Source organism: Streptomyces cyaneus (genome assembly GCF_004028635.1).
Classification (GTDB): Bacteria; Actinomycetota; Actinomycetes; order Streptomycetales; family Streptomycetaceae; genus Streptomyces; species Streptomyces cyaneus.
This window is the reverse complement of sequence record NZ_RQJW01000003.1, coordinates 492,984-514,868: the sequence shown is the minus strand read 5'-3', so window position 1 is coordinate 514,868 and position 21,885 is coordinate 492,984. Positions and strand designations below refer to the sequence as shown.

Here is a 21,885-nt window from a genome sequence, read left to right as displayed (position 1 = left end):
TCCCGGACACTTGTCAATGGTTGTTGCTGTGCGGTTATGTTGGGCTCGCACCGCCGATCCAGTGTGTGCACGTTCCCAAATGATCGATAAAACGGGAGAGATCCATGCCGGAGACCACCCCCAGGGGCCTCACCAGGCTCGCCTTCGGTGGGGACTACAACCCCGAGCAGTGGCCGGAAAGCGTCTGGCAGGAAGACGTCCGGCTGATGCGGGAGGCCGGCGTCACGATGGTGAGTGTCGGGATCTTCTCCTGGGCCCTGCTGGAGCCCTCACCCGGGGTGTACGACTTCGGCTGGCTGGACCGCCTGTTCGACCTGCTGCACGAGAACGGCATCCACGTGGACCTGGGCACGCCCACCGTCTGCCCGCCGGTGTGGTTCTACCGCGCGCATCCTGAGGCCCTGCCCGTCACGGCGGAGGGCGTGCACTACGAGTTCGGCTCGCGCGCCGCCATCTGTCACAGCAACGCCGACTACCGCGCGGCCGCCGCGAGCATCACCACCGAGCTCGCCGAGCGCTACGGCGACCACCCGGCGCTGGCGCTGTGGCACGTGCACAACGAGTACGGCGTCCCCGTCTCGGCCTGCTACTGCGACTCCTGCGCCGCGCACTTCCGGCGCTGGCTGGCGGTGACGTACGGGACGGTCGACGCGGTCAACGAGGCCTGGGGCACGGCATTTTGGGGCCAGCGCTACTCCGACTTCGAGCAGATCAACCCGCCGCGCGCCACGCCGACGGCCGTCAACCCGGCCCAGGCGCTGGACTACAAGCGGTTCGCCGACGCCACCATGCGCGAGAACTTCCGTATGGAGCGGGACATCCTGCACCGCCTCTCGCCAGGCGTCCCGGTCACGACCAACTTCATGACCGCCCTCAGCCAGTGCGACTCCGTGGACTACTGGGCCTGGGGCCGTGAGGTCGACATCGTCACCAACGACCACTACCTGATCACCGACGGCCGCCGCACCCACGTCAACCTCGCGATGGCCGCCGACCTCACGCGCTCGGTGGCCGGGGGAGCGCCCTGGATCCTCCTGGAGCACTCCACCTCGGGCGTCAACTGGCAGCCCCGCAACCCCGCCAAGGCCCCCGGCCAGATGGCCCGCAACTCCCTCGCGCACGTGGCGCGCGGCTCCGAGGGCGCCATGTTCTTCCAGTGGCGGCAGTCCCGGCGCGGCGCCGAGAAGTTCCACTCGGCGATGCTCCCGCACGGCGGCACGGACACGCGCGTGTGGCGCGAGGTCGTCGAACTCGGCGCCGCCCTCGACTCGTTGAGCACCGTGCGCGGCACCCGCACACAGGCCGACGTGGCGATGCTGTGGGACTGGCACTCCTGGTGGGCGCAGAACCTCGACTGGCGCCCCAGCGAGGACCACGACCCGCGCGAGCGCGCCGACGCCTTCTACGAGGTGCTCTACGACCGCCACCTCACCGTCGACTTCGCGCACCCGGAAGCCGACTTGTCGGCCTATCCCCTTGTCGTCGTGCCCGCGCTGTACCTGATGACGGAGACGGCCGGCCGCAATCTGCGCCGGTACGTGGAGAACGGCGGCACCCTCGTCGTGTCGTACTTCTCCGGCATCGTCGACGAGCACGACGCCGTGCACGAGGGCGCCTACCCCGGACCGCTGCGGGATGTCCTCGGCCTGACGATCGAGGAGTTCTCGCCGCTGCTGCGGGAGCAGCTGGTGCGCATCACCGGCCCGGACGGCTCCGAGCTCAGCGGCGACGTGTGGACCGAGTTCGTCGTCCCGCGCGGCGCCGAGACGGTCTGGACGTACGCCGACGGCCTGGCCGCGGGCCATCCGGCGGTCACCCGGCACCGCCTCGGCGAGGGCACCGCCTGGTACGTCTCCACGCGCCTGGGCGCCGAGGGGCTCGACGCGCTGCTGGGCTGGGCGATCGAGGACGCGCAGGTCGCCCCGCGTGTCGACCTGCCCCGTGACGTCGAGGTGGTGCGCCGCGCCGGCGAGTCGGGCAGCTACCTGTTCGCCGTCAACCACACCGCGGCGGACGCCAAGGTGCCGCTGGAGACGCACGGCACCGAGCTGCTGACCGGTGAACGCGCCGCGGGCCGCCTCGAGGTCCCCGCGGGAGCCGTCCGGGTCGTACGACTCGACGGCTGAGCCGAACTCCCCTCCGCCCGCGCGTGCCACGAGCCGCGGGCGGAGGGGCTCCTCACCGCCCAGGTGAGGGACACCCCCAATCCCCATTTACGTCGAAGGGACGACGGACGACGATGTTCCATCCCAGACGCACCCTCCGAGTCCTGCTGCTGCCGCTCGCAGCCGGACTCGCCCTCACCGCCCTGCCCGCGCAGACCGCCTCGGCGGCCAGCACGCTCACCAACGCCGGCTTCGAGTCCGACGGCACCGGCACGGCGACCCCGGCCGGCTGGTCCACGTACTCGGCGGCCGGTCAGAACTCCGCCTCCTTCACCGAGGCCGGCGGCCACGGCGGAAGCTACCGCCTGACCCACTACGCGTCCTCCGCCTACAAGGTGGAGACCTACCAGTACCTGTCCGGGCTCACCAACGGGAACTACAAGCTCACCGCGTGGGTCCGCTCCGGCGGTGGCCAGAACTCGGCGTACATAGCCCTGAAGAACTGCGGCGGCACGGAGCAGCGCACCGACCTTCCGGTCTCGGCCAGCGGCTGGATCCGTATCGTCGTGCCGGTCAACGTGACCAACAACCAGTGCACCATCAGCATCAACAGTGACGCCAACGCGGGCAACTGGATCAATGTCGACGACCTGACCTTCGCCTCCGGCACGGGTGGCACGTCGATCCATGGTGCCGACATCTCTTCCCTCGCCAAGAGCGAGGCCAAGGGCGGTGTCTACAAGACCAGTTCCGGCACCACCGGCGACGCGGTCACCATCCTGAAGAACGCCGGCATGAACTACGCGCGCCTGAAGGTCTGGGTCAACCCGGCCGACGGCTACAACAACAAGACGCGCGTCCTCGCCACGGCCAAGCGCGTCAAGGCGGCCGGCATGAAGCTGCTGGTCGACTTCCACTACTCGGACACCTGGGCCGACCCGGGCGCCCAGAGCAAGCCGTCCGCCTGGGCCGGGCACTCGTACAGTCAACTCAAGACCGATGTGTACAACCACACCTACGACGTGTTGAACGCGTTGAAGGCTCAAGGCACCACCGCCGACATGGTCCAGGTGGGCAATGAGATCAACGGCGGCATGCTGTGGAACGAGGGCTCCACGAGCAACTGGTCGCAGCTCGCCGGTCTGCTCAACTCGGGCTACGACGCGGTCAAGGCGGTCAACTCGTCCACCACGGTCGCGCTGCACCTCGCCAAGGGCGGTGACCTGTCCGGCACCCGCTGGTGGTTCGACAGCGCGGTCGCGAACGGCGTGAAGTTCGACGCGATCGGCCTGTCCTACTACGGCTACTGGCACGGCTCGCTCTACGACTTCCAGACGACCCTGGACGACGCGGCCTCCCGCTACGGCAAGCCCGTCTTCGTCGCCGAGACGGCCTACCCGTTCCGGCTGGACAGCGAGGACTCGCACGAGAACATCATCGACACCACCGGCGAACTGGTCTCCGGCTACCCGGCGAACACGGCCGGGCAGCGCCGCTGGATGAACGACGTGACCAGCATCGTGGAGGCCGTCCCGAACGGCCGTGGCCTCGGCGTCTTCTACTGGGAGGCGACCTGGACCGCCGTCTCCGGCAACGGCTGGGACCCGACCGACGCCTCCTCCGGCAACGGCTGGGAGAACCAGGCCCTGTTCGGTTACGACGACACGGCACTCTCGTCGATGGCGTGGTTCAGCCACCGATGAGCCAGTTGAGTCTGTCGTCTCCGTGACAAAGGGGCCCGGCCGCGTGCATGCGACCGGGCCCCCGGCGCGTCGGGCCGAACAGCCCTGTGTCGTACGGCCGTTCGGTACCGGACAAGGGTCGAAGAGTCCCGCTCACCGCGGCTTCGACTGCGGGACAGTGGGAAGACGCGTTAAGACGCGGCCCTACGGAGGGGGGACGAGATGCTGAGGACTCCCGTCAGCGCAAGGCGCCTGGACATCCTGGAATGTCTGAAGGATCCGGCCGCGCACTTCCCGCCGGGGCGGCAGGCCGACCCGGTCGAGGACGGCGTCACCGCGGACGCCGTGGCCGCGAAGTTCGGCCTGCCGCGCAAGGTCGCCGAGACACACCTCGCCCTGCTCGCGGACATCGGCCTGCTGCGCACGAAGCGGATCCGCCGACGCCTGTACTACCGGCGTGACGAGATGCGGATCGCCGAGGTCGCGCGCATGTTTGAGAAGGGCTGGTAAGCGCAGGGCGGCCACTGGACCCTCGCACCCCTAGCCCGCGCCGCGTCCCGAGCCCGCGCTGTGTCCCGATCCCGCACCGAGTTCTCGATGCTCGCCCACCGCGATCCGGGCCAGCTTCGTCAGCATCATGCCGTTGCGGATCGCGACGACATAGTCGACGGGCAGCCCGTGCATCCGGATGCCGGGGCCCCGTAGGGGGTGCCAGTCGAGGACGAAGAGGGTGTGCTCGCCCCAGGGGATCAACCTCATGGCGATACGGGCCGCCCCGAAGGGATCTGCCTTCGCCTCCAGTTCCAGACGGTGCTCCGGCTCGCAGATGCGGACGACACAGGTGTCCTCGAGGGCCAGTCGGCCGACCCCGACCCGGACTTGCAGACGGGCGCCCACCTGCGGCCAGTGCGGGTCCGCGGCGAGCACCTCCTGGGTGCCCGTGACCCACTCCCCGTAGCGATAGCCGTCGGACAGCAGGCTCCAGACCTCCGCGGGCGAACTCAGGATCAGGCGGCGATTCCGGGCCACGCCGACCACGCTCCTTCTCCTCAGCCGCTCACCTGCTCTTCAGCTGCTCACCCCGCACTTCGACAGTAGCCGCGCGGCGCACCTCCAGCACCCGCAGCGCGGTCGCGCGGGGCGCACCCGAAGTGCCCCCCGCGGTCGCCCGGAGATAGCCTGTTGACCGGCCGCGACCACCCTCGCGGCGCGGTGGTGGGGCCCGCCGTACCCGAACCGCGGCAGTGCTGCCGCCAACGGTCCCTACTTGCAACGACGCGGCCGGCATGCCCGGGCCCCGGCGAGTAGGAGACGTACGACCATGACAGCCCCGGACACCGAGAGCCTCCGCGCCCCCGCCCGCACCCCGCGGTCGCCCGCCTGGCGGACGCAGGCGCCGATCGTCGCGGTGGTCGCAGTCGGCGGAGCCGTCGGCGCCGCGGCCCGGTACGCGGCCGCACTGTGGTGGCCGGCCGACCCGGGCGGTTTCCCCTGGGCGACCTTCTGGACCAATGTCGTCGGCTGCACCGTGATCGGCGTGTTCATGGTGGTCATCACCGATGTGTGGGCCGCCCATCGCCTCGTCCGTCCCTTCTTCGGCACCGGTGTGCTCGGCGGCTTCACCACCTTCTCCACGTACGCCGTCGACATCCAGAAGCTGGTCGACAGCGGGCACCCCCGCACCGCCCTGGCCTACCTCGCCGGCACCCTGGCCGCGGCGCTCACGGCGGTCTGGCTCGCTGCGGCGACCACCCGCCGCATCCTGCAGTGGAGGCAGCCATGACGAGACCGACCGGCAGGGCCCTGCGTCTGACCGTCTTCGTCGGCGAGCACGACACCTGGCACCACAGGCCCCTCTACTCGGAGATCGTCCACCGCGCCCACGCCGCCGGCCTCGCGGGCGCCAGCGTCTTCCGCGGCGTCGAGGGCTTCGGCGCGTCCTCGGTGATCCACACCTCCCGGCTGCTGTCCCTGAGCGAGGACCTGCCGGTCGCGATCGTGATCGTCGACTCCGGGGAGCGGGTACGGGCCTTCCTGCCGCAGCTCGACGAGCTCGTCACCGAAGGGCTCGTGACCCTCGACGAGTGCGAGGTCATCCTCCCCCAGTCTCAACTTCGTTCGACCGGGGGCACCCCCATCGTCGGCCGCGACGACACTCCACCCGCATCGGACACGGAAGGTAAGAAGTCGCCGTGAACTGGCTCCTCGTGATCGCGGGTGCCATGGTCGGCGCCCCGCTCCGCTATCTCACCGACCGCGCGGTGCAGTCCCGCCACGACTCGGTGTTCCCCTGGGGCACCTTCGCGGTCAACGTCACCGGCTGCCTGATCCTGGGCCTGCTCACCGGCGCGGCGGCCGCGGGCGCCGCGAGCTCCCACGTCCAGCTGCTGCTGGGAACCGGCCTGTGCGGGGCGCTGACCACGTACTCGACCTTCTCGTACGAGACGCTTCGGCTGACTGAGACGGGGGCGGGGCTCTACGCCGTCGTCAACATCGTGGGCAGCGTGGCCGCAGGCCTGGGCGCGGCGTTCCTGGGCGTCTCGATCGCCGAGGCGGTCTGGTCGTAGGCGACCTGCCCGGGTCGCCGTATGCCACGGATCCACACCTGCACCTGGTAGGACAGTGCGCGCCACTGTCCCGCCGAACTCCCGGAACTGGATCCCATGAGCGCCATCAGCGTCGGTCAGGCCGTCGTCCTCGGAGCCGTCGAGGGGGTGACCGAGTTTCTGCCCGTCTCCTCGACCGGCCATCTGAAGATCGCCGAGGGGCTCATGAACATCCCCGTCGACGACGACGCGGTCGTCGGGTTCTCGGCCGTCATCCAGGTCGGCGCGATCGCCGCCGTGCTCGTGTACTTCTTCAAGGACATCGTGCGCATCGTCTCCGCGTGGCTGCGCGGGCTGCGGGACAAGGAGGAGCGGTACCACCACGACTACAAGTTCGCCTGGTGGGTGATCTACGCGACGATCCCGATCATCGTCGTGGGCCTGGCCGCCAAGCCGCTCATCAAGGGCCCGCTCGCCTCCCTGTGGGTCGTTGCGGGTTCGCTGATCGTCGGCAGTGGCGTGATGTGGGCGGCCGATCAGATGGGACGGCACAAGCGAGGGGAGGACGACACCTCCTTCAAGGACGCGATGCTCGTCGGCAGCTCCCAGATCCTCGCCCTGCTCTTCCCGGGCTTCTCGCGCTCCGGCGCCACTATGTCCACGGCGCTGATGCTCGACCTGGACCGGGTCGCCGCCACCCGCCTGTCCTTCTTCCTCGGCATCCCGGCCCTGACCGGCGCCGGCATCTACGAGTTGAAGGACGCCCTCGGCACCACCGGCACGGGCGCGCTGCCGCTGGCTGTCGGTACCGCTGTCTCCTTCGTCGTCGCCTACGCCTCCATCGCCTGGCTGCTCAAGTTCGTCGCCAAGCACTCCTTCAACGCCTTCGTGATCTACCGGATCGTCGTCGGGGTGCTGCTGTTCGGGCTGCTGGGCGCGGGGGTGATCAACAGCTGACCAGGTCCGGGCGGGGAGTCGATGTGAAGTCTGCTTTCAGGCTTCACATCCGGTGAATCTTTCCTTTCGGCTCCCTTGACACCACCCACGGCTCACCCGGAGTATCTCTCCCGTGAACCTGTCAGACAGCCGGACAGCCAGTCAGCCTCCGCGGCGCGTCAGCGCCATGGAAGCGGTTCTGGCGCACCTGCGTAGTGCCATCGAGCGCGGCGAGTACGCCATCGGCGACAAGCTCCCCTCCGAGGCCGAGCTCTGCCGCACCCTGGAGATCAGCCGACCCGTCCTGCGCGAGGCCCTCAGGGCCCTGCAGACCATGGGCCTGACCGTCTCCAAGACCGGCAAGGGCACCTTCGTCGTCGCGAACACCGTCGAGGACCCCACCTTCGGCGACTACGCGGCCAGCGACCTGCTGGAGGTGCGCCGGCACGTCGAGATCCCGGTCGCCGGGTACGCGGCCCTGCGCCGCACCCCGGAGAACCTCGACCACCTGGCTCATCTGCTCGACCGTATGGAGCGGGAGACGGACACCACCGCGTGGGTCGCGATGGACACCCTCTTCCACCTGGCCGTGGCCGAAGCCGCCCAGAACCCGGTGTTCCGCCGGGTCATCGAGGAGATCCGCGACGCACTGGCGCGTCAGTCGGCCTTCCTCAACGAGCTGGGCGGCCGCCGCGAGCAGTCCAACCGCGAGCACCGGGCGATCGTCGAGGCGCTGATCGACGGTTCCGAACTCGACGCGACCGACGCGATGGCCCATCACCTCGACCGCGTCGAGACCACCCTCACCGACATCGTGCGCCCCGCGCGCACGGACAGCCCCACGGAAGGCGGACCCGAGGCGTGAGCGAGCAGCACCTCAAAGAAGAGACGCGCCCCCAGTCCGGTCACGTCGACGCCGGAGACCTCGGCTACAGCAAGTCGCTGAAGTCCCGGCACGTCAACATGATCGCCATCGGCGGAGCCATCGGCACCGGCCTGTTCCTCGGCGCCGGCGGCCGACTCGCCGACGCCGGCCCGTCCCTGTTCATCGCCTACGCGGTCTGTGGAATCTTCGCCTTCCTCGTCGTCCGCGCCCTCGGCGAGCTCGTCCTGTACCGCCCGTCCTCCGGCGCCTTCGTGTCGTACGCCCGAGAGTTCATGGGGGAGAAGGGCGCCTACACCGCGGGCTGGATGTACTTCCTGAACTGGGCGACCACCGGCATCGCCGACATCACCGCGGTGGCCACCTACACCCACTACTGGGGCATGTTCTCCGACATCCCGCAGTGGGTGATCGCGCTGATAGCCCTGGCCGTCGTCCTCACCGTGAACCTGATCTCGGTGAAGATCTTCGGCGAACTGGAGTTCTGGTTCGCCATCATCAAGGTCGGCGCGCTCGTCGTCTTCATGTGCATCGGCATCTTCCTGCTGGTCACCCAGCACCCGGTCGACGGCACGACCCCCGGCCCGTCCCTGATCACCGACCACGGCGGCCTCTTCCCCAACGGCCTGCTGCCCATGCTGCTGATCATCCAGGGCGTCGTCTTCGCCTACGCCTCCGTCGAGCTGGTCGGCGTCGCCGCCGGTGAGACCGAGAACCCCGAGAAGATCATGCCGAAGGCGATCAACTCGATCATGTGGCGCGTCGGTCTGTTCTACGTCGGCTCGGTCGTCCTGCTGTCGATGCTGCTGCCCTGGTCGTCGTACAAGGCGGGCGAGAGCCCGTTCGTCACCGTGCTGTCCAACATCGGCATCCCGGCCGCAGGCGGCGTCATGAACCTGGTCGTGATGACGGCGGCCATGTCCTCGCTCAACTCCGGCCTGTACTCCACCGGCCGCATCCTGCGCTCCATGGCGATGTCCGGCTCCGCCCCGAAGTTCACCTCGGTGATGAGCCGCAGCCAGGTCCCGTACGGCGGCATCCTGCTCACCAGCGGTATCTGTGTCCTCGGCGTCGGTCTCAACTTCGTCGTCCCCGCGGACGCGTTCGAGATCGTGCTGAACTTCGCGGCGATCGGCATCCTCGCCACCTGGGGCATGATCATGATCTGTCACCTGCTCTTCTGGCAGAAGACCCAGAAGGGCGAGCTCACCCGCCCCGGCTACCGACTGCCGGGCTCCCCCTGGACCGAACTCGTGACGCTGGCCTTCCTCGCCTCCGTCCTGGTCCTCATGTACGCCGACGGAGGCGCCGGCCGCACCACCGTGCTGTGCCTGCCGCTGATCGTCGCAGCGCTGGTCGCGGGCTGGTACGCCATCCGAAGCCGTGTCGCCCGCGCCGCCACCAAGGCCGACGCGTGAAATCCGTGTCGGTCGACGACCCCTCATCGACCCACCACAACCAGGTAGTGATGTACAGCAGTTCCATAGCGGACGCACCCCTTGTCCGCGAACCTCTCCACGCCCCCGTCGCCCACCTCATACGCGGCGGAATGATCGAAGGCATCCACTACGGCTCCGTCGTCGTCCTCGGCGCCGACGGTGAGGTCCAGTTCCAGCTCGGTGACATCGAGGCCGCCTTCTATCCGCGCTCGGCGCTCAAGCCTGTCCAGGCCGTCGCCATGGCGCGGGTCGGGCTCCCGCTCGACGGCGAGCTGCTCTCGCTCGCCGCGGCGAGCCACTCCGGCGAGGAACGCCACCTCGCCGGAACCCGGCGCATCCTCGAACTCGCCGCGCTGACCGAGGACCACCTGCGCAACGTCCCCGACATGCCGTACGACCCGGTCGTGCGGGACGCCTGGGTACGGGAGGGCCGCCTGCCCTCCCGGCTCGCCCAGAACTGCTCCGGCAAGCACGCGGCCATGCTGTACGCCTGCCGGCTCAATGGCTGGTCACTGGAGGACTACCTCGACCCCGGGCACCCCCTTCAGCAGGCGATCGCCGAGATCGTCGAGGACCTCACGGGGCAGCGGATCGCTCGCATCACCGTCGACGGGTGTGGGGCGCCGTTGTTCTCCGTGTCGCTGCACGGCCTTGCCCGGGCCGCCGCCCGGATCACCACGGCGGCGCCGGGTACGCCTGAGGCGCGGGTCGCCGACGCGATGCGGGAGCATGCGGAGATGGCCTCCGGTTCGGGGCGGGACGTCGCGGCCTTGATGCGGGCCGTCCCCGGGCTGCTCGCCAAGGACGGATTCGAGGGTGTTCAGGTAGCTGCGCTTCCGGACGGCCGGGCCGTTGCCGTGAAAATCGCCGATGGGGCGAATCGGGCGCGGGTGCCGGTCGCTGCGGCGGCTCTCGCCAGGGCCGGGGTGGATCCGGAGCTGCTGACCGAGTTCCAAGGCGAGGCGCTGCTCGGAGGCGGCCAGGCGGTCGGGTGTGTGCGGCCCGTTCGTTCGCTGGAGCCGGTTGTTGTTTCGGCTTGCGCCTAAGGATGTGCCGGACTACCAGTACGGCGGCTGCGGGTTGTTTGTGGCTTGTCCCGCAGTTCCCCGCGCCCCTGACGGGGCGCTGACCCTCACCCTCTCAGAAAGAAGAACCGTTCCCTCATGAACGCCGTCACCCGCAGCGAGCACGATCTGCTCGGCGACAGGGACATTCCCGCCGACGCCTACTGGGGTGTTCACACCCTGCGCGCCACGGAGAACTTCCCGATCACCGGGACGCCGATCTCCGCGTACCCGCACCTGATCGACGCTCTCGCCGCCGTCAAGGAGGCCGCCGCCCTCGCCAACGAGGAACTCGGGCTGCTGGAGGCGAAGAAGGCCGCCGCGATCGTCGCTGCCTGCCGCGAGATCCGTGCCGGCAAGCTGCACGACCAGTTCGTCGTCGACGTCATCCAGGGCGGCGCCGGCACCTCGACCAACATGAACGCCAACGAGGTCGTGGCCAACCGGGCGTTGGAGCTGCTGGGCCACGCCAAGGGCGAGTACCAGTACCTGCACCCCAACGAGGACGTCAACCTCGGTCAGTCGACGAACGACGTCTACCCGACCGCCGTCAAGATCGCGACGGTCTTCGCGGTGCGCGGGCTGCTCAAGGCGATGTTCGTCCTCCAGGACGCCTTCGCCCGCAAGGCCGTCGAGTTCCGCGACGTGCTCAAGATGGGCCGTACACAGTTGCAGGACGCCGTGCCCATGACGCTCGGGCAGGAGTTCTCCGCGTACGCCGTCATGATCGACGAGGACCGGTCCCGTCTTGCCGAGGCCGTCGAGTTGATCCATGAGATCAACCTGGGTGCCACGGCCATCGGCACCGGCCTCAACGCCCCCGCCGGGTACGCCGAGTCGGCGCGCCGCCATCTCGCCGAGATCACCGGGCTGCCGCTGGTCACCGCCGCCAACCTGGTCGAAGCCACCCAGGACTGCGGGGCGTTCGTCCAGATGTCCGGCGTGCTCAAGCGCATCGCCGTGAAGCTCAGCAAGAGCTGCAACGACTTGCGTCTGCTGTCGTCCGGGCCGCGCGCGGGGCTCGGTGAGATCAACCTGCCGCCGGTGCAGGCCGGTTCGTCGATCATGCCCGGCAAGGTCAACCCGGTCATCCCCGAGGTCGTCAACCAGGTCGCCTTCGAGGTGATCGGCAACGACGTCGCCATCACCATGGCCGCCGAGGCCGGACAGCTCCAGCTCAACGCGTTCGAGCCGATCATCCTGCACTCCCTGTCGGAGTCCATCACGCACCTGCAGAGCGCCTGCCTGACCCTCGCCGAGCGTTGCGTGGACGGCATCACCGCCAACACCGAGGCGCTGCGCCGGACCGTGGAGAACTCCATCGGCCTGGTCACGGCCCTCAACCCGCACATCGGGTACACGGCGGCGACCGACATCGCCAAGGAGGCACTGGTCTCCGGCCGAGGCGTGGCCGAACTCGTCCTGGAGAAGGGCCTGTTGCCGGCCGAGACCCTCGCCGACCTGCTGCGGCCCGAGGTCGTCGCGGGCAGCGGCCAGGCCCTGGCCTGACCAGCCCGAACCCCTACTCGGATGCGCGCCGGGACCGGCAGGAAGGCACAATGGTGATCATGGCAGCGTCGACGTCGTCACTGACCTTCCAGCCGATCCTGGAGCGCATCGCGGAGGAGATCGAGCGGACCCCCGGCCGTGGCCGGCCCGCCGACTACATCCCGGCGCTCGCGGTCTGCGACCCCCGCAGCTTCGGCATGGCCGTCGCGGAACTCGACGGCTCGGTGTACGGCGTGGGGGACTGGCGCGAGCCGTTCTCCACGCAGTCCATCACCAAGGTCTTCACCCTCGCGCTCGACCTGGCCCGCGAGGGCGACGAACTCTGGGAACACGTGGGCCGCGAACCCTCCGGCAACCCCTTCAACTCCCTGGTCCAGCTGGAGTACGAGAACGGCATCCCGCGCAACCCCTTCATCAACGCGGGCGCGCTGGTCGTCACCGACCGCCTCCAGACCCGTACCGCAGACGCGGCGGGCGAACTCCTCGCCTTCCTCCGCGCCGAGAGCGGCAACCCGACCCTGGACTTCGACAAGGACGTCGCCGCCTCCGAGTCCACACACGGCGACCGCAACGCCGCCCTCGCCCATTTCATGGCGGCCTACGGCAACATCGACAACCCCGTCCCGGTCCTGCTCGACCAGTACTTCCGGCAATGCTCGATCAAGGCGTCCTGCGCCGACCTCGCCCTCGCCACCACCTTCCTGGCCCGCCACGGCGTCCGCGCCGACGGCACCCGCCTCCTCACCCGCAGCCAGGCCAAACAGGTCAACGCCGTCATGCTGACCTGCGGCACCTACGACGCGGCAGGCGACTTCGCGTACCGCGTGGGCCTCCCCGGCAAGAGCGGAGTGGGCGGCGGCATCATCGCGGTGGTCCCCGGCCGCTGCACCCTGTGCGTGTGGAGCCCGGGCCTGGACGAACGGGGCAATTCGGTGGCAGGAGTGGCGGCACTGGACCGCTTCACGACGCTGACAGGCCTTTCGGTGTTCTAAGGGAACTTCTCGGCGCCGGATGCGGACATGCCGTCAAGGGGCGCGGGGAACTGCGCGACCAACCCCCAACGGCCCGCAGTCTGCGAACAACCGCACCAGGCAGACGAGTAGCAGCCTGCAACCCCCTCGCGGTAGATCACCGGCCGGCCACACTCCGGCTTCCCCCCGGAGGGCCCCGCGTCAACTCAAAGCCACCCGGCGTTGACACGCTGACCGAGTGTTGGCCATGGCTTTCCCCCTCGATCTCCGCCGCTGCCAGATACTCGGTCTGGCAGGCACCGCCTTCCTCGCCCTGGGCGGTGAGACGGCCGGCGCGCTGCCGGTCCGGGAACTCCTGGCCCCGAGCTCCCCGCACGCGGCCCTCGGTCTGGTCGGCGTCTACTTCGGCGTCGTCCTGCTGATAGCGGCCTGGCTGCTGCTCGGCCGGCTCGTGCGCAGCGCCGACCCGCCGACCCCGCGCGCCCTACTGCTGGTGCTGGCCGTCTGGGCCGCCCCGCTGCTGATCGCGCCGCCGCTGTTCAGCCGTGACGTGTACAGCTACCTGGCGCAAGGCGCCATGGTCGACGCACACATCGACGTGTACGCGTACGGGCCCGCCCACCTCGGTGGCCCGCTCGCGGACGAGGTCGCCCCGCTGTGGCGGCACACCGCGGCCCCCTACGGCCCGGTGTTCCTCGGCGTCGCCTCCGCGCTGTCCGGTCTGACGCGCGGCGAACTGCCCGCCGGTCTCCTCGGCATGAGGCTCATAGCGCTGCTCGGCGTGGCGCTGATGGCGGCCGCGCTGCCCCGCCTCGCCCGGCACAGCGGGGCCGACCCGTCCGCCGCACTGTGGCTGGGCGCCCTGAACCCGCTGGTACTGCTGCACCTGGTCGCGGGCGCCCACAACGACGCCATCATGCTCGGCCTGCTCGGCGCCGGCCTGGTCGCGGCGCTCGGCCGGTGGCCGGTCGTGGGCGCCGTACTCGTCACCCTCGCCGCCCTGGTCAAGGCTCCCGCAGCACTCGGCCTCGCCGCGGTCGTGCTGCTCCAGATACGGGCCGGTCACCGCCCGGCGAAGGCCGTCGTCACCACGGCGGCCGCGTCCGCCGCCACCACGGTCTCCGCAACGGCCGCCGCGGGCACGGGATACGGCTGGATAGGAGCCCTGGACACCCCGGTCTCCCCGCAGAACTGGGCGCTGACCAGCCTGCTCGGTCGTGCCACCGCCTCGCTGCTGGAAGAGGTCGGCAGCGATCTGGCACCGCTGGCCGTTCCGGTGTGGCACGTCCTCGGGCTGGTGCTCACCGCGGTGCTGGTGGTCCTCATATGGTGGCGCTGGCGTCCACGCCCCGTGTACGCGCTGGGCCTGAGCCTGGCGGCCGTGGCCGCCTTCGGGCCGGCGATCCGCCCCTGGTACGCCCTGTGGGGCCTGTTCCTCATCGCGGCCGCCGCGCCCAGCACTTCGGTACGGCACCGGGTGGCGGCGCTGACGGGAGTGCTCGCGCTCGCCGTCCTGCCCAGTGGCGGTGCCGCGGACGTCGGCCAGTTGGTGCTGGCGGTCTCCGGGGGCGCGCTCGCGGTCGTCGTCCTGTGGCAGGCGCATCTCGCGGCGCAGGCCCCGGCGCTGGAGCGCACCGCATGAGGCTTCCGCGCACCGACCGAGGCCGGGTCGTACTGGTGCTCCTGCTGGCCGCCGCAGTGACCGTCTTCACCGCGACCGTGCCGTTGCTGCGCGACTGGTTCGACCTGCGCGTCTACTACGGCACCGTGGACAGCTGGATCCACCACGGCGGCCGTATCTACGACTACCGGGTGCCCGGCACGACGTACGGCTTCACGTACCCGCCGTTCGCCGCCGTCGCCATGCTGCCCATGGCGCTGCTCGATCTGCACGTGGCGATCGCGGTGGCGCTGCTGCTCAACCTGGCGGCACTGGCTTTCGTCCTGCGCATGCTGGCCGGACGGGCCTGGCGGCGCTACGGCTGGTACGGCTGTGCGCCGGCCGCCTGCGCGCTGGCCCTGTTCGAACCCCTGAGGGACACCTTCAGCTTCGGCCAGGTGAACATCCTGCTGCTGGCGCTCGTGCTCCTCGACTGCCGGCTGCTGGCCACGGGCCGGGGCCGCTGGGCGGGTGTGGGCATCGGCCTCGCCGCCGCGATCAAGCTGACGCCCGCCGCGTTCATCGGCCTGCTGCTGGTGGCCCGGCGCCCGCGAACCGCCGCCGTGGCGACGGCCGTTGCCGCAGCGGCGACGGCCCTCGCGGCCTGGGTGGCCCCCGACGCCTCCCGCTTCTACTGGACGCACGCGATGTGGGACACCACGAGGGTGGGCCGGCTCGACTATGTCTCCAACCAGTCGCTGCAGGGCATCCTGGCCCGCCTGGACGTGTCGAGCCGGGCCGTCTGGGCGGTGGTGGTCCTGCTGGTCCTGGGCGTCTGGGTGGCGCGTACCCGCCGGGCGGTCGCGGCGGGGGACTGGACGGCCGCGTTCGCCCTCACCGGGCTGACCGCCTGCCTGGTCAGCCCGATCACCTGGGTCCACCACCTGGTGTGGCTGCTGCCCTCCTTCGCCGTCCTGATCCGCGCCGGGCACCTGCGGATCGCGGGCGCCCTGTACGCGATGCTGTGCACCAGCGTGGTGTGGCTGTGGTTCGACGACGCCTCCGGCGTCGACGGCTTCCTCGGCAGCAACGCCTACACCTGGATCACCCTCGGCCTGCTGCTCAGGCTGCCGGTCGGTCAGTCCGACTCCGACGGCTCGACGACCCTGCCGCGCAGCACCAGCGACGTGGCACCGGCCCCCATCCCGGCGGCGCCCGCGATCGCCCACGCCTCCGCCCAGCCCGCCCCGCCCTCCGGCGCCACCTCCGCCACCACGGGCACCTTCGCGGGCCCCGGCCTCGGCTTGACCCGCAAGGCGTCCAGCGACCCCACCGGTTCGACCCGCCCGGCCGCGTCGAACCCCCAGTCGAGCAGCTCACCGGCCTCCTCGTAGACGGCGAACCCGCCCGCCCGGGGGTTCATCACCGTGACGACGAGGGTGCGGTCCCCCCGGCGGGCGGCGGCGATGAGCGTGTTGCCCGCCTTGCTGGTGTAGCCGTTCTTGACCCCGATCAGCCCCGGATACGGGTCCACCCCGTCCGCGCCGGTCAACAGCCGATTGGTGTTGCGGATCTCGTACGACCAGCCGCCCCCGCCCGGGAACCGCGCCTTGGCCGTGCCGCAGTACCGCGCGAACTCCGCGTTGCGCAGCCCGGCCCGGCCGAACACCGCCAGGTCGTACGCCGACGACACCTGGCCGGGTGTGTCGTAGCCGTCCGGCGACAGCACATGAGTGTCGAGGGCGCCCAGCGAGATCGCCTTGGCCTGCATCTGGGTGGCCGTGGCGCGCCAGCCGCCGTTCAGCCCGGCCAGCACGCGCACGGCGTCGTTGCCGGAGCTGAGGAACACCCCGCGCCACAGATCGGCGACGCGGTACGTACGTCCCTCGGCGAGCCCCACCAGACTGCTGCCGGGCCCGATCCCCGCCAGTTCCTCCTCGCGCACCGTGTGCGGGACGCCGGCGGGCAGGGTCGGCAGCACGGTGAGGGCGAACAGCGACTTGAGGGTGCTGGCGGGCGGCAGCTTCCGGTGCGCGTTGTGCGCGGCGAGCACCTCGCCGGTGTCGGCGTCGGCCACCAGCCACGACAGCGCGGAGACGCGCGGAATGCGGGGCACCGCGGAATCCGGGCGCACATGGGTGCCGGGCCGGTACAGCAGCGCGGGGCGCGGCTGCGCCGCCGTCGGCCCGCCGGGCGGGTCGGGGTCGTGCCCGGTACGGGCGACCGCGGTGGCGGGCGCGAGCGCCAGCAGGCCGGCCGCGCACAGTGCGCAGATGGACACGAGCACCCGGGTGGGAAGTGCGATCGTCATCCCGTCAACGTAGGAAGGCAGCCGTCGTACACCGTGCTGCCCGGGCCGGGAGGGGCGCGTCGGCACCCGGACGGGCGATGCTTCTACGACGCGTCACTCGCCCGGCAGCGTCGGCTGGATCCGCCGCAGGAACGTGGCGTTGTCCGGCGTCTCGCGCATGCGCTCCAGGAGGGTTTCCAGGTTGGCCTGGCCGTCCCGGGTCTGCAGCGCCCGGCGCAGGCCGCGCACGGTGGTCAACTCGGCCGGGGGGAGGAGGAGTTCCTCGCGTCGGGTGCCGGACGGGTTGATGTCGACGGCGGGGAAGACGCGGCGGGAGGCGAGGTCCCGGCTCAGGCGCAGCTCCATGTTGCCGGTGCTCTTGAGCTCCTCGAAGAAGAAGTCGTCGGCCCGGGAGCCGGTCTCCACGAGGGCCGTGGCGAGGATGGTGAGCGAACCGCCCTCCTCGGCCAGGCGCGCGGCGCCGAAGAACCGCTTCGGCCCCTGCAGCGCGGCCGCGTCGACGCCGCCGCTCAGGGTGCGGCCACCGGACGCGGCGGCGTTGTTGTGCGCCCGGCACAGCCGGGTCAGCGAGTCGAGGAGGATGACGACGTCCTCGCCGGCCTCGACGAGCCGCTTGGCCCGCTCGATGACGAGCTCGGCGAGCGCGATGTGCTGCTTGGGCGCCCGGTCGAAGGTCGAGGCGTACACCTCGCCCCGCACCGAACGCCGCATGTCGGTGACCTCCTCGGGGCGTTCGTCGAGGAGCACCACCATCAGTCGGCACTCCGGGTGGTTGCCGGCGACGGCCGCCGCGATCTGCTGGAGCAGCACGGTCTTGCCGGTCTTCGGCGGGGCCACGATCAGCCCTCGCTGGCCCTTGCCGACGGGCGCGATCAGATCGGCGACCCGCCCGGTCAGACCGGACGCCGGGTGCTCGAGACGGATCCGCTCACGCGGGTGAAGGGGCGTCAGCTCGCCGAAGCTGCGGCGGTTCTTGCCGGGGGTGCGGCCGCCCACGCGGGCGACTTCGGTGAGGGTGCGCTGGGTGCCGCGTACGCCGTCGACGAGGTCGCCCTTGCGCAGGCCGTAGCGGCGGATCAGAGCGGGGGAGACCTGAGGGTCGGAGGGAGAGGGAAGCAGGTTCTCGGCGCGCAGGTGGCCCTTCCCGTTCGCGTCGATGTCGAGGACGCCGGTGACGGCACGGACCGGGGTCTGCTGCTGGACTGGGGGGTGTTCGAGTGTGGTGGTCATGGTGGTCGGTCCTTTCACGGACGGAGGGCATGAGACATGCGGAAGGAAGGGGGGAGCCGCAGACATCAGGAAGGCGGACAGAGCACCTTCGGGCGGCGGGAAACAGCACCTCGGATACGACGGAACCAGTGGTCACGAGGTGGTGAGGTGAGCCGGCACGACGACCGGCCAACTGAAGGAGAACCAGTACCAGCGCCCACGACGGGGCGTACACAAGTACTAACGGGACGGTACCACGCTGGTTCAGCGTGTGGCGAGCAAACCGTAGAGCAGGGGGATCCGCGGCTCGGGGAGCCGCCACCAGCCGGAGGGGGTGCGCACCATCTGCGGCCAGCGCTGCCAGGGCAGCTCCTCGCTCTCGCGCAGCCGTCGCACGGTCAGTCCCGCTCCGGTCAACGCGCCGACGACCTCTCCTATTCCGTGCATCCACTCGTAGCTGTCGGTGGCGCCCTGCACGGCCGGACCGTCCGTGTAGGTGTGCGTCGCGTCCCGGTGCACGGCGCCGACGCCGCCCAGGTAGTCGTGGCGCAGCAGCAGCTCGGGTCCTTCGCCCGGACCGGGCTTCGGGCCGAGGGAGTTGAGCAGCGGGTGGAACTCGACGATGTACAACAGCCCACCGGGACGCAGGAGTTGAGCCAGGACCGCCGCCCACCGGTCGAGGTCGGGCAGATAGCACAGGGCACCCTTGCCCGTGTACACCACGTCGAACTGCCGCCGCCCCAGGGCCTCCACGGCGTCGTACACATTGGCCTGTACGTAGGTGACGTCGAGCCCCGACTTCTCGGCGATGTCGTTCGCGGCGGCCACGGACGCCTCGGAGAAGTCCAGGCCGACGGCCCGGGCCCCGCGCTGCGCGAAGGCGATCGTCTCGGTGCCGAGGTGGCACTGCAGATGGAGCACATCGCGGCCGGTCAGCTCACCGAGGTCGTCCCACTCGAAGGAGGCGAACCAGCGGGCGGGATCGAGGTCCTGGTCGAGGCCGTAGAACCGGCTGGCGAGGTGGACGGGGGTGCGGGCGTCCCAGTTCGCCTGGTTCGCCGACATCATCCGCGCGTGCTCGTCGGTGGTCATGAGGACATCCAATCGCGAACGGGCCACGCCCGGCGGCAGGAATGCGGGACACCGGCCACCCGGGTGTCGATTCCGGCCGGTCCCGTTCGTCGGTGGGGTGTAGGAAGCTCATGAGGACCGGGAGGATCCATGAAATACATGCTGCTCGTCTGTGGCGACGACACCGCCGATGCCTCGGGCATGACCCCCGTCGAGCCCTGGGTGGAAGACCTCGGCGACCGGAACGTACGCCTGCACGGCCACCGCCTCGCGCTGCCCGCCCAGGCCGTCACCGTGCGGGTGCGCGGCGACGAGGTGCTGCGCAGCGACGGTCCGTTCGCGGAGACGAAGGAGTACGTCGCCGGGTTCGACATCCTCGAGTGCGACAGCATGGAGGAGGCGATCGAGGCGGCCGCGAGGCATCCCGTGGCCACCATCGGGGCCTTGGAGGTGCGGCCGTTCTGGGAGGACGAGGACGCCGAGGCGCAGATCCGCGCGCTCGACGCCGAGCTGACCGACGCGGCGCGAGAGCGGGACGCCGACCGCACGGCGGACTGCTACGCCCCGGACGTGGCCGCGTTCGTCGACGGCCGGGAACACCGCGGCATCGACGCCCTGCGCAAGTCGCTTCAGGAGCTGTTCGCCGACGTCACCGGCCCCGTCGTCCGCGAGGTGCTGGACTTCCGGGTCCACGTCGACGAGAGCATCGCCTTCGGCCACGCCCTCGTCCGCCTGCGCGCCACCCGCACGGACGGCGCCCCACTCGACGACCTGATGCGCGTCACCACCGGCTACCGCAACGTCGGTCTGCGCTGGCTGATCGCGCACGAGCACGTCTCCGTCGACTCTCTCGCCTCTCCCGAAACCGAGGAGCGGTCATGAAGTACGTCCTGTTCATCTGCACCCCTGCCGACGGCGAGGAACTCAGCCCCGAGGAGATCGCCGAGGACCCCCGCTTCACCTCGTACATCGACGAGGTCCGCAGCCGCGACATCGTCAAGGGCGGGGCCCGGCTGCGCCCGCACACCGACGCCACCACCGTGCGCGTCCAGGGCGACGAGGTCCTGCTCAGCGACGGGCCCTTCGTGGAGTCCAAGGAGTACGTCGCCGGCATCGACATCATCGAGGTCGCCGACCTCGACGAGGCCATCGCCCTCGCCTCCCGGCACCCCGCCGCGCTGGGCGGCGGTTCGGTGGAGGTGCGGCCGGTCTGGGAGTGAACGAAGTGCCCGATGTCGAGGAGGCCGTCACCGTCGCCTTCCGCGAGGAGTGGGGCCAGGTCGTCGCCACCCTGATCCGGGTGACCGGCGACTGGGACCTCGCCGAGGAGTGCGCCCAGGACGCCTTCGCCCAGGCCCTCGACCGGTGGCGGCGCGACGGAGTGCCGCGCCGCCCCGGCGCCTGGCTGACCACGACCGCCCGCAACCGCGCCCTGGACGTACTGCGCCGGGAAGCGGTGGGGGCGGCGAAACTCCGGGAGGTGGCGGTGCTGGCCCGCGACGAACCGTCGTACGAACCCGAGGACGCCAGCGGTGACGGCAGAGGTGACGACAGCGGCGTGCAGGACGACCGGCTCCGGCTGATCTTCACCTGCTGCCATCCCGCGCTGCACATCGAGGCCAGGGTCGCACTGACCCTGCGGACGCTCGCGGGCCTGACCACACCGGAGATCGCCCGCGCCTTCCTCGTCCCCGAGGCGACCATGGCGCAGCGCCTGGTGCGCGCCAAGCGGAAGATCCGCAACGCCGGAATCCCGTACCGGGTACCTCCCGCGCACCTTCTGCCCGAGCGCACCACGGGAGTGCTCGGCGTGATCTACCTCCTGTTCAACGAGGGGTACGCCGCCACCGCCGGCGCCGAACTCGTCCGCACGAACCTCTGCGCGGAGGCGATCCGCCTGGCCCGCGTCCTGGCCCGCCTCATGCCCGACGAGCCCGAGGTGCTCGGCCTGCTCGCGCTCCTGCTGCTGCACGATTCCCGCCGGCACACGCGTGTGGACGCCGCGGGCGACCTGGTGACCCTGGAGGACCAGGACCGCACCGCCTGGGACCGCGCCGAGGCCGACGAGGGCACCGCCCTGCTGGAGGCCGCTCTGCGGCGCGGCCGCCCCGGGCCCTACCAGATCCAGGCCGCCATCTCCGCCTGCCACACCAACGCCCCCACCGCCGAGGAGACCGACTGGGCCGACATCGCGGCCCTGTACGGCGAGTTGGCGCGCTTCGTGCCCTCCGCCGTGGTCCGCCTCAACCGTGCGGTGGCCGTCGGTATGGCCGAGGGCACGGAGGCGGGCCTCGCCCTGGTCGCGGAGCTGGCGGACGAGGGCGACCTGGCCGGGTACCACCTGCTGCCGGCGACCCGGGCCGATCTGCTGCGCCGCAGCGGCCGTATGGACGAGGCGGCAGAAGCGTACCGGCGGGCGCTGGAACTGGTGGAGAACGACGCGGAACGGAGGTTCCTGGAGAAGCGGCTCGCGGAGTGTCGATCCGCCTGGAGCCGGTTCGTCGGTGGGGCGAAAGCACCCTTACGGCACTGGAGCCGATGACCACTCACGCCCGCTCG

At 70.7% G+C, this 21,885-nt stretch carries 20 protein-coding genes and 1 pseudogene; 17 read left to right on the top strand and 4 right to left on the bottom strand.

Translation table 11 applies throughout. The features are described 5' to 3' along the window. Nucleotides 1–104: 104 nt before the first annotated feature. The 3 genes from EHO50_RS11495 to EHO50_RS11485 all read left to right on the top strand — a co-directional run bounded on the left by EHO50_RS11495 (nt 105) and on the right by EHO50_RS11485 (nt 4,297). Nucleotides 105–2,126, top strand: a complete 2,022-nt coding sequence (locus EHO50_RS11495; protein WP_128429794.1) for a beta-galactosidase — start codon at nt 105–107, stop codon at nt 2,124–2,126. 113 nt (nt 2,127–2,239) lie between these two features. After that, entirely contained in the window at nt 2,240–3,808 is a 1,569-nt protein-coding gene (locus EHO50_RS11490) for a glycoside hydrolase family 53 protein (protein ID WP_128429793.1), read from the top strand. A gap of 201 nt (nt 3,809–4,009) precedes the next feature. After that, on the top strand, nt 4,010–4,297 hold the full coding sequence (locus tag EHO50_RS11485) for a helix-turn-helix domain-containing protein (protein ID WP_128429792.1): 288 nt from the start codon (nt 4,010–4,012) through the stop codon (nt 4,295–4,297). Nucleotides 4,298–4,327: 30 nt separating this feature from the next. On the opposite strand, the gene EHO50_RS11480 is transcribed toward EHO50_RS11485, so the two are convergent. Then, nucleotides 4,328–4,816: an SRPBCC family protein gene (locus EHO50_RS11480; RefSeq protein ID WP_128429791.1), complete on the bottom strand. Its 489-nt coding sequence runs from the start codon at nt 4,814–4,816 to the stop codon at nt 4,328–4,330. A 292-nt stretch (nt 4,817–5,108) separates the two neighbouring features. On the opposite strand from EHO50_RS11480, the gene crcB (EHO50_RS11475) reads away from it, so the two are divergent. The 11 genes from crcB (EHO50_RS11475) (at nt 5,109) to EHO50_RS45810 (ending at nt 16,129) form a co-directional block, all read left to right on the top strand. After that, nucleotides 5,109–5,570, top strand: a complete 462-nt coding sequence (gene crcB / locus EHO50_RS11475) for a fluoride efflux transporter CrcB (protein WP_128429790.1) — start codon at nt 5,109–5,111, stop codon at nt 5,568–5,570. Beyond that, a complete protein-coding gene (locus EHO50_RS11470) occupies nt 5,567–5,983 on the top strand; it encodes a DUF190 domain-containing protein (RefSeq protein ID WP_128429789.1) in 417 nt (138 codons plus the stop codon). Before crcB (EHO50_RS11475) ends, EHO50_RS11470 begins: the two co-directional genes overlap by 4 nt. After that, nucleotides 5,980–6,354, top strand: a complete 375-nt coding sequence (crcB, locus tag EHO50_RS11465) for a fluoride efflux transporter CrcB (protein ID WP_128429788.1) — start codon at nt 5,980–5,982, stop codon at nt 6,352–6,354. The genes EHO50_RS11470 and crcB (EHO50_RS11465) overlap by 4 nt, the downstream gene beginning before the upstream one ends. Before the next feature lie 96 nt (nt 6,355–6,450). Next, nucleotides 6,451–7,290 carry an undecaprenyl-diphosphate phosphatase gene (locus tag EHO50_RS11460; protein WP_128429787.1) on the top strand — a complete coding sequence of 280 codons (840 nt, stop codon included), beginning with the start codon at nt 6,451–6,453 and terminating at the stop codon, nt 7,288–7,290. A gap of 166 nt (nt 7,291–7,456) precedes the next feature. Continuing rightward, nucleotides 7,457–8,134, top strand: coding sequence for a FadR/GntR family transcriptional regulator (locus tag EHO50_RS11455; RefSeq protein ID WP_128429786.1), 678 nt, complete (start codon nt 7,457–7,459; stop codon nt 8,132–8,134). Continuing rightward, nucleotides 8,131–9,570 carry an amino acid permease gene (locus tag EHO50_RS11450; protein WP_128429785.1) on the top strand — a complete coding sequence of 480 codons (1,440 nt, stop codon included), beginning with the start codon at nt 8,131–8,133 and terminating at the stop codon, nt 9,568–9,570. The genes EHO50_RS11455 and EHO50_RS11450 overlap by 4 nt, the downstream gene beginning before the upstream one ends. Before the next feature lie 50 nt (nt 9,571–9,620). Further along, complete coding sequence (locus EHO50_RS11445; protein ID WP_128429784.1) at nt 9,621–10,637, top strand: asparaginase; 1,017 nt, start codon at nt 9,621–9,623, stop codon at nt 10,635–10,637. Between the two features lie 117 nt (nt 10,638–10,754). Continuing rightward, nucleotides 10,755–12,164, top strand: coding sequence for an aspartate ammonia-lyase (gene aspA / locus EHO50_RS11440; protein WP_128429783.1), 1,410 nt, complete (start codon nt 10,755–10,757; stop codon nt 12,162–12,164). A 50-nt stretch (nt 12,165–12,214) separates the two neighbouring features. Beyond that, on the top strand, nt 12,215–13,156 hold the full coding sequence (locus tag EHO50_RS11435; protein ID WP_128429782.1) for a glutaminase: 942 nt from the start codon (nt 12,215–12,217) through the stop codon (nt 13,154–13,156). 226 nt (nt 13,157–13,382) lie between these two features. Beyond that, entirely contained in the window at nt 13,383–14,777 is a 1,395-nt protein-coding gene (gene mptB / locus EHO50_RS11430; protein WP_128429781.1) for a polyprenol phosphomannose-dependent alpha 1,6 mannosyltransferase MptB, read from the top strand. Beyond that, entirely contained in the window at nt 14,774–16,129 is a 1,356-nt protein-coding gene (locus EHO50_RS45810) for a glycosyltransferase 87 family protein (protein ID WP_128429780.1), read from the top strand. The genes mptB and EHO50_RS45810 overlap by 4 nt, the downstream gene beginning before the upstream one ends. A 32-nt stretch (nt 16,130–16,161) precedes the next feature. Here the strand turns inward: EHO50_RS45810 and EHO50_RS11420 are convergent. From EHO50_RS11420 to EHO50_RS11410, 3 genes and pseudogenes are all read right to left on the bottom strand, one after another. Continuing rightward, a pseudogene (locus EHO50_RS11420) lies at nt 16,162–17,046 on the bottom strand (D-alanyl-D-alanine carboxypeptidase family protein); the annotation flags it as partial. 93 nt (nt 17,047–17,139) lie between these two features. Further along, complete coding sequence (rho, locus tag EHO50_RS11415) at nt 17,140–18,276, bottom strand: transcription termination factor Rho (protein ID WP_128429779.1); 1,137 nt, start codon at nt 18,274–18,276, stop codon at nt 17,140–17,142. Nucleotides 18,277–18,519: 243 nt separating this feature from the next. Then, the gene (locus EHO50_RS11410) at nt 18,520–19,347 is read right to left on the bottom strand and encodes a class I SAM-dependent methyltransferase (RefSeq protein WP_128429778.1); all 828 of its coding nucleotides are present in this window, start codon (nt 19,345–19,347) and stop codon (nt 18,520–18,522) included. Nucleotides 19,348–19,476: 129 nt separating this feature from the next. Here EHO50_RS11410 and EHO50_RS11405 point away from each other — a divergent pair, with 129 nt between their 5' ends. From EHO50_RS11405 to EHO50_RS11395, 3 genes are read left to right on the top strand one after another with little or no spacing between them, the layout of a single operon-like run. Next, on the top strand, nt 19,477–20,208 hold the full coding sequence (locus tag EHO50_RS11405) for an SgcJ/EcaC family oxidoreductase (RefSeq protein WP_128429777.1): 732 nt from the start codon (nt 19,477–19,479) through the stop codon (nt 20,206–20,208). After that, nucleotides 20,205–20,546: a YciI family protein gene (locus EHO50_RS11400; RefSeq protein ID WP_128429776.1), complete on the top strand. Its 342-nt coding sequence runs from the start codon at nt 20,205–20,207 to the stop codon at nt 20,544–20,546. The genes EHO50_RS11405 and EHO50_RS11400 overlap by 4 nt, the downstream gene beginning before the upstream one ends. A 5-nt stretch (nt 20,547–20,551) precedes the next feature. After that, nucleotides 20,552–21,868, top strand: coding sequence for an RNA polymerase sigma factor (locus EHO50_RS11395; protein ID WP_425472184.1), 1,317 nt, complete (start codon nt 20,552–20,554; stop codon nt 21,866–21,868). Nucleotides 21,869–21,885 lie beyond the last annotated feature (17 nt).

Excerpts from the sequence above, each read along its gene's own strand:
- EHO50_RS11495 (WP_128429794.1), top strand. The coding sequence starts at position 105 with ATGCCGGAGACCACCCCCAGGGGCCTCACCAGGCTCGCCTTCGGTGGG.
- EHO50_RS11490 (WP_128429793.1), top strand. The coding sequence starts at position 2,240 with ATGTTCCATCCCAGACGCACCCTCCGAGTCCTGCTGCTGCCGCTCGCA.
- EHO50_RS11485 (WP_128429792.1), top strand. The coding sequence starts at position 4,010 with ATGCTGAGGACTCCCGTCAGCGCAAGGCGCCTGGACATCCTGGAATGT.
- crcB (WP_128429790.1), top strand. The coding sequence starts at position 5,109 with ATGACAGCCCCGGACACCGAGAGCCTCCGCGCCCCCGCCCGCACCCCG.
- EHO50_RS11470 (WP_128429789.1), top strand. The coding sequence starts at position 5,567 with ATGACGAGACCGACCGGCAGGGCCCTGCGTCTGACCGTCTTCGTCGGC.
- EHO50_RS11460 (WP_128429787.1), top strand. The coding sequence starts at position 6,451 with ATGAGCGCCATCAGCGTCGGTCAGGCCGTCGTCCTCGGAGCCGTCGAG.
- EHO50_RS11455 (WP_128429786.1), top strand. The coding sequence starts at position 7,457 with ATGGAAGCGGTTCTGGCGCACCTGCGTAGTGCCATCGAGCGCGGCGAG.
- EHO50_RS11445 (WP_128429784.1), top strand. The coding sequence starts at position 9,621 with ATGTACAGCAGTTCCATAGCGGACGCACCCCTTGTCCGCGAACCTCTC.
- aspA (WP_128429783.1), top strand. The coding sequence starts at position 10,755 with ATGAACGCCGTCACCCGCAGCGAGCACGATCTGCTCGGCGACAGGGAC.
- EHO50_RS11435 (WP_128429782.1), top strand. The coding sequence starts at position 12,215 with ATGGTGATCATGGCAGCGTCGACGTCGTCACTGACCTTCCAGCCGATC.
- mptB (WP_128429781.1), top strand. The coding sequence starts at position 13,383 with ATGGCTTTCCCCCTCGATCTCCGCCGCTGCCAGATACTCGGTCTGGCA.
- EHO50_RS45810 (WP_128429780.1), top strand. The coding sequence starts at position 14,774 with ATGAGGCTTCCGCGCACCGACCGAGGCCGGGTCGTACTGGTGCTCCTG.
- rho (WP_128429779.1), bottom strand. The coding sequence starts at position 18,276 with ATGACCACCACACTCGAACACCCCCCAGTCCAGCAGCAGACCCCGGTC.
- EHO50_RS11410 (WP_128429778.1), bottom strand. The coding sequence starts at position 19,347 with ATGACCACCGACGAGCACGCGCGGATGATGTCGGCGAACCAGGCGAAC.
- EHO50_RS11405 (WP_128429777.1), top strand. The coding sequence starts at position 19,477 with ATGAAATACATGCTGCTCGTCTGTGGCGACGACACCGCCGATGCCTCG.
- EHO50_RS11400 (WP_128429776.1), top strand. The coding sequence starts at position 20,205 with ATGAAGTACGTCCTGTTCATCTGCACCCCTGCCGACGGCGAGGAACTC.